The sequence below is a fragment of the Paenibacillus bouchesdurhonensis genome, from assembly GCF_900155685.1.
GTDB lineage: Bacteria > Bacillota > Bacilli > Paenibacillales > Paenibacillaceae > Fontibacillus > Fontibacillus bouchesdurhonensis.
This window is the reverse complement of the sequence record NZ_LT732547.1, coordinates 178,179-188,983: the sequence shown is the minus strand read 5'-3', so window position 1 is coordinate 188,983 and position 10,805 is coordinate 178,179. Positions and strand designations below refer to the sequence as shown.

General features: G+C 47.0%; 8 protein-coding genes. 2 read left to right on the top strand and 6 right to left on the bottom strand.

What is annotated here, in order from left to right; all coding sequences use genetic code 11:
* Window positions 1-68: 68 nt before the first annotated feature.
* From CZ379_RS01040 to CZ379_RS01025, 4 genes are all read right to left on the bottom strand, one after another.
* Window positions 69-3,875, bottom strand: a complete 3,807-nt coding sequence (locus CZ379_RS01040; protein ID WP_110929900.1) for a condensation domain-containing protein — start codon at window positions 3,873-3,875, stop codon at window positions 69-71.
* Window positions 3,876-3,894: 19 nt separating this feature from the next.
* Entirely contained in the window at window positions 3,895-5,697 is a 1,803-nt protein-coding gene (pabB, locus tag CZ379_RS01035) for an aminodeoxychorismate synthase component I (protein WP_324616319.1), read from the bottom strand.
* 45 nt (window positions 5,698-5,742) lie between these two features.
* Window positions 5,743-6,330: an anthranilate synthase component II gene (locus CZ379_RS01030; RefSeq protein ID WP_110929899.1), complete on the bottom strand. Its 588-nt coding sequence runs from the start codon at window positions 6,328-6,330 to the stop codon at window positions 5,743-5,745.
* Between the two features lie 680 nt (window positions 6,331-7,010).
* Window positions 7,011-7,460 carry a VOC family protein gene (locus CZ379_RS01025; protein WP_110929898.1) on the bottom strand — a complete coding sequence of 150 codons (450 nt, stop codon included), beginning with the start codon at window positions 7,458-7,460 and terminating at the stop codon, window positions 7,011-7,013.
* Between the two features lie 112 nt (window positions 7,461-7,572).
* Between CZ379_RS01025 and CZ379_RS26485 the strand changes: the two genes are divergently transcribed.
* A complete protein-coding gene (locus tag CZ379_RS26485) occupies window positions 7,573-7,803 on the top strand; it encodes a helix-turn-helix transcriptional regulator (RefSeq protein WP_234404765.1) in 231 nt (76 codons plus the stop codon).
* A complete protein-coding gene (locus CZ379_RS01020) occupies window positions 7,796-8,512 on the top strand; it encodes a helix-turn-helix transcriptional regulator (protein WP_234404764.1) in 717 nt (238 codons plus the stop codon). Before CZ379_RS26485 ends, CZ379_RS01020 begins: the two co-directional genes overlap by 8 nt.
* A 163-nt stretch (window positions 8,513-8,675) precedes the next feature.
* On the opposite strand, the gene ahpF is transcribed toward CZ379_RS01020, so the two are convergent.
* Window positions 8,676-10,205 carry an alkyl hydroperoxide reductase subunit F gene (gene ahpF / locus CZ379_RS01015; RefSeq protein ID WP_110929897.1) on the bottom strand — a complete coding sequence of 510 codons (1,530 nt, stop codon included), beginning with the start codon at window positions 10,203-10,205 and terminating at the stop codon, window positions 8,676-8,678.
* Between the two features lie 14 nt (window positions 10,206-10,219).
* Entirely contained in the window at window positions 10,220-10,783 is a 564-nt protein-coding gene (ahpC, locus tag CZ379_RS01010) for an alkyl hydroperoxide reductase subunit C (protein ID WP_110929896.1), read from the bottom strand.
* Window positions 10,784-10,805: the final 22 nt, after the last annotated feature.

Below are 10,805 nucleotides of genomic sequence, written 5' to 3'. Positions count from 1 at the left end.
TTGTATCGTTAAACTCATACAAAAGCTTCCGCCTCTCCGCTTCCGGAATCACGTTCAAGCTGGATAGTTTAATGTTCGACAACCCCTTCTAATATCGTTTTGTAAAATTCAAGAAAACGTTCGGCCGTTTCCCCGGTATATAAATCGGTGCTGTATTCCAACCGGATCTCCAAATGGCCCGGCTGCTCATATACATGCAAAATAAGGTCATATTTGGCCGTGTCTCCCGCCTCGATGCCCAAGCTTACTTCCGTGTCTTCCACTTGATAGCGGTGGGTGAACTCATTCTGCAGCGTAAACATCACCTGGAATAAGGATGAATTCCCCTGAGCCACCGCATTCCTTTCCTTCAGTACAGGCAGTACCATCTCGAAAGGCACCTCCTGGTGCTGGCAGCCGTCCAATACAGTCTCCTTAACCTGCTCTAGCAATTCACCGAAGGTCATCTGCTCATCGAACTGAACGCATAGAACGACGGTATTGGCTAGGAAGCCGATCATCCCCTCCGTCTCAGGCAGGGTACGGTTCGCCATCACAGTGCCGATCGGGATCACATTTTGTCTTGTAAATCGATGAATCATATAAGAATAAACCGCAAACAGAAGCATAAACAAAGTGACTCCTGAACGGCGGCCCGTCTCCCGCACAAGCTCTGTCAGGTGCTCATCGATGATAAGCTTGGCCGTTCTTCCTCTATACGATTTGTCCGCTTGGCGAGAATAGTCGCCCGGCACTTCAATCATCGGGAGCGGTTCGCTCAGCGATTGGTTCCAATATTCGGCCTTGCTCCACAGCTGTGAGGAACGATCCTGTTCTAGTGAACATTGCCAGAGGACGTAATCCGAATAAGATGCCGGCAGCGGCGGAAGATTCGGCTCCTGTCCGCATAATTGCCGCTCATAGATATGCAAAAGCTCACTTGCAAACAGATTCGATGACCATCCGTCAGACATAATATGATGCATCGATACGACTAGGACATGCTCCTGCTCACTGCATACAATCATTAGCAGACGAAGGCAGGGCTCATTCAGCAGATCAAAGCGCCGATTGGCTTCCTGATGGATTAATTCGTGCTCCGCTGCCGATCGTGCCGTTGGCTCCATATCCCTCAAGTCGATTTCCCGGACTGGCAAGACAGCAGAAGCAGCAATATATTGAAAAGGCTCTCCTTCTTCTACCGTAAATTGAAGGCGCAGCGCCTCATGCCTTTGCATCAGTACTTGGAGGCTATCCTCCAGCTTGACCGGGTCGCAGTCCCCCTGAAATCGAAGGGTAAATGTATTGGTGTAAAAAGCGCTTTGAGGAGCTAGTATATGCAGAATCCATTGACTCTTCTGCTTTAGTGTCAGAGGGAGGCGTGCTTTATGCCTGTTATCAGAATCCGGCTTCCACCAAGTCAGCGTGGAAGGAGCCGCTTCTGATTCAGCGTGCCGCAGCGCCTGCAGCAGACCGCCGATCGTCGGTTGGTCGAAAAATTGCCGGAGCGGAATGCTGTAACGATATCGGGAAGCAATCATCGTCAGCAATTTGACCATCCGCAAGGAATCTCCGCCAAGCTGGAAAAAGTCATCATATTGCGAAATTCGCGACCGCCCCAACAGTTGTTGGAAGCATTGCGAGAGAAAAAGCTGCCGTTCTTCATCTTCTTCCGAGACTGCTGAACCCACCGCGGGCTCGGCAAATTGCCTGATTATTTCGACCCGTTCAAAGCTATCCGGCCATCCGTTCAAACTGTCGCGCAGATCTGCGTACAGTGCGGCTTCGCTAATATCCATACGAGGCGATGAATAGTACACCATTAAGGCTTGCGGCTCCTGCTCTTCCTGCTGCGGATGATGATTGGGAACACTGTCCGGTAAGAGACCGGACAGCTGCCGTTCAAGTTCCAAACGGCTCTGAAGCCTGTTCTCGACCGTCTCTAATATGGAATCAAATTGTCCGCTCAGGAGATCATTGACCAGATGCAATCTTTGAATTTTGCCAGTTGGAGTGCGTGGAAATTGTGTTCTGCTTACAGGAACAATATAGCGGGGATTGACACCGAAATACCTGGTTATAAGACCTCTCAATTCTTGTACAATGAGTACACTGAGCGTTATATCCTCATCCGGTGGAGAAAAGAATAGCAGCAGATCGTCGTTACCGGCTTCGCCGCCCGAGATGCCAGCAGCTGCTGCATAAGCCGGATCCACCCCATAGGCTTGGGCCATGACGGATTCCACTTCAAAGTTGTAGACGTTTTTGGCATTCATGATGAGTAGATCCTTTTCCCGGCCGGTTAGCGTCAATCTCCCCTCGCGAATAAAGCCAAGATCCCCCGTATCCAGCCAGCCTGCTTCGGGAAATGCGGTTGAGGTTGCCGCCACATTTTTATAATATCCATCCACAATGGACGAGCCCTGGACTTGAACTTTTCCAATGCAGGCTTCCGGCATGATTCGGTTATCCTCATCCACGATACGAAGACGAATTCCCGGAACCACCTCTCCGACTTCGGTAAATGCGGCGCAGTCCGGCGATGCTCCTTCCTCCAGAAAGCTAAGCTCATTGCCTAGTGAATCCTTCAAAACATACTGAACTCCGCTCTCGGTTTGCAAGCTGAACCGCCGATTGAAGCAAAGACTGCCGGAAAACTCGGTCATTCCGTATGCAGGTACTATACAGTTCGGGGAAAGGCCATACGGAGCCAAGCGCCTTAGAAAAGCTTTCGCCGTCTCCGCCGAAATAGGCTGGCCGACATTCAAGATGATCCGAAGAGACCCGAGATCCCAGGTTCCTTGCTCAAGCGTCTCATCCATTTGATTGATATGTACATATGCAAAATTGGGGGCCCATGTAAACGTGACACGATAGGCATCGATATCGGCAAGCCATGTGCTTGGATTATTAAGAAATTGCTCAACTGGCCGAAGCACTTGCTCACTGCCCAGCACGACTCCAAGGACATGGTTCGTCAGCAGCCCGCCAGCATGATAGAGCGGCATCCAGTTCAGTGTCACCTCTCCGCCTTCGCCGGACAGCCCAAGATGCTGTTGAATGCCGATAATATTAGCCAATACGTGCGTATGACGATAGCGGACGCATTTGGGAATGCCGGTTGTGCCGGAGGTAAACAAATACAGTGCTCCATCCTCTGGAGCAGGGGCATAATGCTGGGGCTCTGCTTGCTGCTGAAGCTGGAGCAGCTCGTCCACAGTAACCATGCGTCCTTCACGAAGAATGACCGATGGATGATCCACCCCTGGGTCACGTGTCTCCAACCATGGATCGCACACAACCAGCGGACGATCGAGCACCTCCCACACTTGCTCAACTTTCTTATGCTCCGCGTGTTCCGGAGCCTGGCTCAATGAAGGTTTTAACGGGGCAGGCAGTAGCCCGCCCAGGATGCAAGCCCAGAACAAGGCGATAAATCGATCGATCTGTTCCACTTGAAGCAGCACCGCATCCCCCGGTTTCAATCCGTGCTCCCTTAATCCCTGAAGAATCCGACTGGCCAGTTGATTCAGTTCGTTATAGGTCAAGCACCTTATCGTCCCGTCTTGCAAATGTATGTGCAGCTTCTTGTTACCGCTTGTCTTTAAGGTTCTATGAAACGCCTCAACCAGCGTTGTCGGCTCCCCCTCCCAATGAAGCGGGGTACCCGCGATGAGGGCCTCCTTCGTTTCGTTCGACTGCCGATTGTAGTCCCTCTTAAATGCAGGGGCGGCGTGATATTGAAAATGCTGCTGCCGATTTAATAGCTCCGAAGCAGAGGCAGTAGCCTTCGGCTTTTCTATATGAGGCCATGTTCCTTTTACGAGTTCAAACGTAATATCCTCCATCCGGCAAAGCTGTTGGATACGATGTTTCAGGTCGGCTTGAATCGCCATGAACACAACTTCCCCCTCACTAATAAACCATTAATTTGTGTAGTACATCGTCCAGACTCTTTTGCGTAATTTCCACAGGAACCCATCCTCTTACACTGTTGATGAGCCAGACCTGGGTCGCTTCCTTAATATCGTCAAGAGTGAGCCTTCGCTCCTCCAGTCTGCCTTCTTGTAGAAGCTTGCTGCGAAATATTCCTGCCAAAAGGCCGCTCTCCCGGGGTGGTGTATATCGGCAGCCATCCATCTCCACCACGACATTCCCCATCGTAAATTCCGTAAGCTCGCCCTTCTCATTCCAGAGCAGAACATCAAATGCTTCGCCCTTGTGCCGGGCATGTTGCTCATATATCTGTCGGTATGTTGTCTTGTGATAAAGAAACCGATGCTTTGAATCGATAGATTCGCTCGCAAGAACAACGTTCAGCGGGTGCGAAATCTCGGAAATCGGTTCACTTTGCACGGTTATGCTGCCATCCGCAGACAAGAGGAGCCTAGCTTTTCGAAGTTCCTTGTTATGTATGACGGCATGTTCCTCAAGAATGCGTCGAATTTCCTCTATATCGCAGCAGTAATCAAAATATGCAGCCGATTTACGGATCCGTTCCAAATGCTCCTCAAGCAGCGTGTATTGTCCGTTCTCTAGACGGAATGATTCCAGCAATTCAAATTTAGGTCTCTGCTCCGTAAGAAGCAGCGCCTTCGTCTTTGCTTCCGCATACTCGTCCGCTGCGGTGGAATCCCAGGTAATGCCGCCGCCAACGCCATATTCCGCCTGGCCGCTTCGGTGGTCTATCCATACGGTACGTATGGCGACATTAAACACCGCCGATCCGTCCGGGCTCAACATGCCAATGGCTCCGCAATATATCTCCCTTGGGGAATTTTCAAGCTGTTGAATCAGCCCCATCGTGCTGATCTTGGGAGCACCCGTGATGGAACCGCAGGGAAACAGAGCGGAGAAGATTTCTTCCATGCCGACATCTGCCTTGGGAATCGCTGTAACCGTAGAGGTCATCTGAAACAGCGTAAAGTATTTTTCAACATCAAAAAGGTTTGGCACCTGAACTGTTCCTGGCTCAGCAATGATTCCTAGATCATTACGCAAAAGATCGGTAATCATGACGTTCTCGGCCTGATTTTTCACGGATTGCCTAAGCCATTGGGCCAGACGCTCATCCTCTTCTAGCCACAAGCCCCGCTTGACCGTTCCTTTCATAGGTCGGGTGCTGATGATGCCCTTGCTCTTTCTGAAGAACAACTCCGGCGAAGCGCTCAGTATACTGAAATCGCCTAGATGCAGCATTGCAGAGTAACGGGCCTGCTGCGCATCGCACAATCGTTTATAGTAGGCATATGTATCTCCGGCAAATTGCGCACGCAATCGCATGGTGTAATTAACTTGATATGTATCCCCTTTGGCGATAGACTCCCGAATTTGATGAATACATTCATGGTAGGTATCTTCACTCGTTGTCGGCGTCCATTCCGATATATGGTAACTCCCGTTGGCCTCAGCTGCTTCAGCTGCTCTCATTTCCGGTTCATATCCACGAAAGATTCCGAACCAAACGAGAGGCATTACGACATCGGAATGAACTTGAAACGCAGAATCAAATGCCGGCGCAGCTTCATAGGATACGTATCCAACAGCGTAATAGCCTTGGTCTACGGCATCCTGTACCCTTTGCAGCACTGGCCTGACTTCACTCACATGAACTGCTTCCATAATCTCTACAGGATCGGTAAACACACGACGTTGCATCTCCTGATGCTCGTCCATGAAATCCATTAAAATAAAAGGCCCAGAATCCAAGTTCGCCACCCAGAAACCTCCCTTATTGATTAGTAAATTAACGGGACGCCTTATTCAGCTGACCCTATGACTATGCATAGCGTAATAACTTAAGAAATTGGCGATGATCTCTTTACCGAAGGGGGTTATTATTGATTCTGGGTGAAATTGCACTCCCTCTACCGCAAACTCTCTATGCCTCAAACCCATTATTTCGCCCTCAGGTGACCAAGCGGTAACCTCAAGATCATCCGGTATATCCGGATCAACAATTAGCGAATGATATCTGGCCACTGTTAAAGGTGTTGGCAAATTGCGGAATAGCGTCCGGCCATCATGCGTAATATCAGATGTCTTCCCATGCATTAAATGCCCAGCCGGGACAACCTTAGCTCCGAAGGCCTGTCCAATGGCCTGATGTCCCAGGCAGACGCCCAGAATTGGTACTCGCCCTGCAAAATGCGAGATGACATCCATAGAGATCCCGGCATTGCTTGGATTGGACGGCCCTGGTGAAATAACGATATAATCAGGATGCAGCGCTTCAATTCCTTGAATAGTAATCGAATCATTGCGAAATACCTTCACTTCTTCTTCTTGTTCCATGAAATATTGAACAAGGTTGTACGTAAATGAATCAAAATTATCAATCATCGCAATCATCTTCTTGTCTCACCTCGAACCCCTCTGGATTTGCCATCCTCCAAAAGACCGACTATTCGGTCTTTTAATACATAAAACGACATTTTTCACCCCCTGACTTATAGCATAATCATAGGCTCCAAAAAAACAGCCGACGTACAAGAAGTAAATAAAAACCTAAGCATACTCAGGATTTGAGCTATTTTCCTAAAATAATACCATAGATGCATTTTGTGGGAAATAGTTATTTTTTCCTACTTACTGCCGGCTACACAAATTACATTTTCCAAAAAATGTCGAATGTAATTTCCATGAAAAATATCCCCCTCAGAGGTGAACACTGTGACCGTAATGGCGAACAATTTAAATAAGATGCTGGCTTACATTAAACAAAATCGTAATGTTAATCATCATTAATTTGCTTGTAGCCTAATGTGAGTCTCACACAACTACAGGTGGCGTAAGCTCTTACGGCTCCTATAGATCGACCTGCGCGAGCTTCATATCTCTGCAAAATTCAATGACGAATCTTCCGAGACTATAGAACTCTTCGGCAGTGCTTGCATAATCCTCCAATAAGTGACTATTCATAATCAATTTTTTCTATAGATTAAAAAAGCACCACCTCTTGAAATTGAGGTGATGCTCGTCAGTTCATATTGGTCATGAACTTTGAATATTAATTTTGATCAACTAAATTTTTACCGTAATCTCTCATCATACATCAACTGGATTTGAATCCCGAACGGGTCTTCAACAATACCATACGCCTTGCTAAACACATTGCTGGATAATGGAACGATAATTCTCACTCGATCATCGGTGGTCAAGCTCTCGTAAAAATGCTCAATTTCCTCTAGATCCGCACTTTGGATGCACAAGGAGGTGTTGTTGCCCACGGTGTATTTTTCTGTTGCATCCATTGTATCTTCTGCCATCATGATCTTTGTTCTTCCAATGGACAGGACGGAGTGAGTGATATAATGCTTATTCGCGTCCGTAAGCTGGAACGAGCTGTCGAGTTTGGCCATGTCTTCATAGGTCACCAGCAGCAATTCCTCGGCATTAAAATGCTTTTTGTAAAAATCGATGGCTTCTTTCGCTCTTCCGTCCATGGATAAGAAAATAGCCACTTCTAGCGTTGCACTCATGGGATCCAACTCCTTCGATATCGTGTTTTGAGATACATTTGATACTTGACCTTAAAATCATCATAATTTATAAAGGTATCAAAACACGACACCTTTACTAAGGAGATTTGTGATGAAGAAAGCGGAAAGATTAAATGACATGATTCGATACTTGAACGGCCGAGAGTACTTTAATTTAAGTGACCTAATGGATAAATACCATATTTCAAAAAGTACAGCTCTGCGGGATATAAGCTCATTAGAGCAATTAGGCATGCCAATCTTCTCCGAGCATGGCAGGCATGGACGATATGGTATCTTAAAAAACAGATTGTTATCCCCCATAATTTTTTACGATGGATGAAGTGTATGCTCTGTATTTTGCCATGCTGACGTTGGAGGCTTATCAATCCACGCCATTTCATCTTAGCGCGAATCAACTTCATGAGAAGTTTGAAAACTGCCTTTCCATAAAGCAAGTCGAGCAGATTCACAACATGAGAAAAATTCTACAGCTTGAGATTTATCCGCATCCGTATGTGAGCCGATTTTTAGATCGAGTTCTGCATAGCATTCTTCATGAAAGTAGCTGTAAGATTCAATATTTTAAAAATAAGCAGACAACAAGCTACCACGTTCAATTTTTCAAAATTTCCGCGAAGTTTGGTCAATGGTATGCTGCCGGAATCGAGTTACATACGCAGCAACATCGGGTTTTCAGATGTGACCGAATCACCTCTGTAGAAGTAGTGGAAGCCGAATCTCCTTTTTCTATAGACGAGCTCCTTCGGCGTTCATTAGCAATTTATCAATCTAAGGATAGTATTGAATTTGAAGTGGAGATTTTAGAAAAGGCCAAGGATATTTTCCATAAAGAACATTATCCTTCAATGAGCATGGAAAGTGGGGATACAGCAATTATTAGGGGATTCTATAATCCGGGAGAGGAAGAATTTATAGCGAATTATTTTATGAGATATGGCTGTTCTGTTGTATCCGTGAAGCCCGAATCCTTGAAGCGATTGATCCAGAACCGGGTAGAGCGTCTTTTACATCATTATCAAAAATTGTGAATCCGCATTAAATTAAAATAGGATGTTCCTTCAAGTTAAGAAAACCACTTATATACCATGGGCGGAGAAAAAGAGCCCTGTCCAAAGTAAATTTATTACCTTCCAAAACTAAAAACGGCTTTGGTCCCGATGCAGGTCAGGACCAAAGCCGTTAAATATATGTTTATTGATTTCGAATCAGATAATCGAATGCACCTAACGCTGCGGTAGCACCGGATCCCATCGAAATAATGATTTGTTTGTACGGCGAGTTCGTGCAGTCTCCTGCAGCAAATACGCCAGGCATGCTCGTTGCACCATGATTGTCTACGACAATTTCGCCCATGCGGGTGCGCTCAATCGTATCACCCAGCCAATCTGTATTTGGAACCAAGCCGATTTGAACGAATACGCCTTCCAGATCAACGTGCTTCGTCTCACCGCTCTCGCGCTCGATGTAGCTGATGCCGTCAACTCTGTTAGAACCAGTGATTTCTTTCACTTGCGCATTCTTGATAACAGTCGTGTTAGGCAAACTGTTCAGGCGGTCTTGCAATACAGAGTCAGCCTTTAGCTCTGGCATAAATTCTAGAACGGTAACATGTTTCGTTAGACCTGCCAGGTCAATCGCTGCCTCAATACCAGAGTTGCCGCCGCCCACCACTGCAACGCTTTTGCCTGCGAATAGAGGGCCGTCGCAATGCGGACAGTAAGCCACACCTTTGTTCTTATATTCTGTTTCACCAGGCACACCTAGATTACGCCAACGGGCACCTGTGGAGATGATTACGGTCTTACTCTTCAGCACGGCGCCATTCTCGAGTTCAACTTCAATGAGCTCTTTCTTCTCCAGGCGCTTCACACGCTGTGCCTTCATAATATCAATGTTATATTCCTTCGCATGCTCCTCAAGGCTTGCAGCAAGCTTAGGGCCTTCGGTGTATTTTACACTGATGAAATTCTCGATGCTCAGAGTATCATTTACTTGTCCGCCAAAGCGTTCAGCAACGATACCTGTGCGGATTCCTTTACGAGCCGCATAAATCGCTGCGCTAGCTCCGGCTGGCCCGCCTCCGACCACCAATACGTCGAATGGCTCTTTGTTCTCGAACTCGGACGCATCCGAGGTGACCAATTTACCGAGGATATCGTCGATCGTCATTCGGCCGCTCTCGAAGAATTCACCATTTAGATGAACCGTTGGCACAGCCAGAATGTCCTTGCTCTCCACTTCTTCCTTGAAGGCCGCTCCGTCAATCATCGTATGAGTGATTCCAGGGTTGAGGATACTCATCAAATTCAGCGCCTGCACAACGTCAGGACAGTTATGACAGGATAGGCTAACATAAGTCTCAAAATGGTACTCGCCTTTAATGCTCTTAATCTGATCAATTACGCTTTGTTCAACTTTCGGAGCTCTTCCGCTGACTTGAAGCAGTGCCAGGACGAGCGAAGTGAATTCATGTCCCAATGGAACTCCGGCAAATGTTACGCCAGTGTCTTCACCTACGCGATTTACGCTAAAACTTGGCGTTCTAGCCAACTGCGTGTGCTCTACAGTGATTCTGCCCGACATGCTGGATAGTTCACCCACTAAATCCAGCATGTCGTTAGATACAGAATCCGTACCTGCACTGACTTTCAGCAGAACATCGCCCTCCAAAAGCTGAAGATATTGCTCCAGTTGTTGTTTAATGTCTGCGTCCAGTTTCATAATTTTCTCTCTCCTTAGATTTTACCTACGAGATCGAGGCTAGGCTTCAATGTTTCTCCGCCTTCTTTCCATTTAGCCGGGCAAACTTCACCTGGATGGTTACGAACATATTGAGCAGCCTTAATCTTGTCGATTAGATTACTTGCATCACGACCGATACCGTCTGCGGTAATTTCAACCGTTTGAACTACGCCGTCTGGATCAACGATAAAGGTACCGCGGTTTGCCATACCAGTTGCTTCATCCAGTACTTCAAAGTTACGGGAAATGGTATGGGATGGATCGCCAATCATAATATAAGTAACTTTACCGATTGCTTCGGAGCTGTCATGCCAAGCTTTGTGCACAAAGTGGGAATCCGTGGATACGGAATACACTTCAACACCAAGATCTTTCAAAGTTGCATATTGATCTTGCAGATCCTCAAGCTCAGTAGGGCAAACAAATGTAAAGTCTGCTGGATAGAAGCAAATTACGCTCCATTTTCCCTTAAGATTCTCATCACTTACCTCGATAAACTCACCGTTGTGGTAAGCCATTGCGTTAAACGGTAGTACCTCTGTTCCAATCAATGCCATGGTTAATTCTACCTCCTAAATA

Excerpts from the sequence above, each read along its gene's own strand:
- CZ379_RS01040 (WP_110929900.1), bottom strand. The coding sequence starts at position 3,875 with ATGGCGATTCAAGCCGACCTGAAACATCGTATCCAACAGCTTTGCCGG.
- CZ379_RS01030 (WP_110929899.1), bottom strand. The coding sequence starts at position 6,330 with ATGATTGCGATGATTGATAATTTTGATTCATTTACGTACAACCTTGTT.
- CZ379_RS01025 (WP_110929898.1), bottom strand. The coding sequence starts at position 7,460 with ATGAGTGCAACGCTAGAAGTGGCTATTTTCTTATCCATGGACGGAAGA.
- CZ379_RS26485 (WP_234404765.1), top strand. The coding sequence starts at position 7,573 with ATGAAGAAAGCGGAAAGATTAAATGACATGATTCGATACTTGAACGGC.
- CZ379_RS01020 (WP_234404764.1), top strand. The coding sequence starts at position 7,796 with ATGGATGAAGTGTATGCTCTGTATTTTGCCATGCTGACGTTGGAGGCT.
- ahpF (WP_110929897.1), bottom strand. The coding sequence starts at position 10,205 with ATGAAACTGGACGCAGACATTAAACAACAACTGGAGCAATATCTTCAG.
- ahpC (WP_110929896.1), bottom strand. The coding sequence starts at position 10,783 with ATGGCATTGATTGGAACAGAGGTACTACCGTTTAACGCAATGGCTTAC.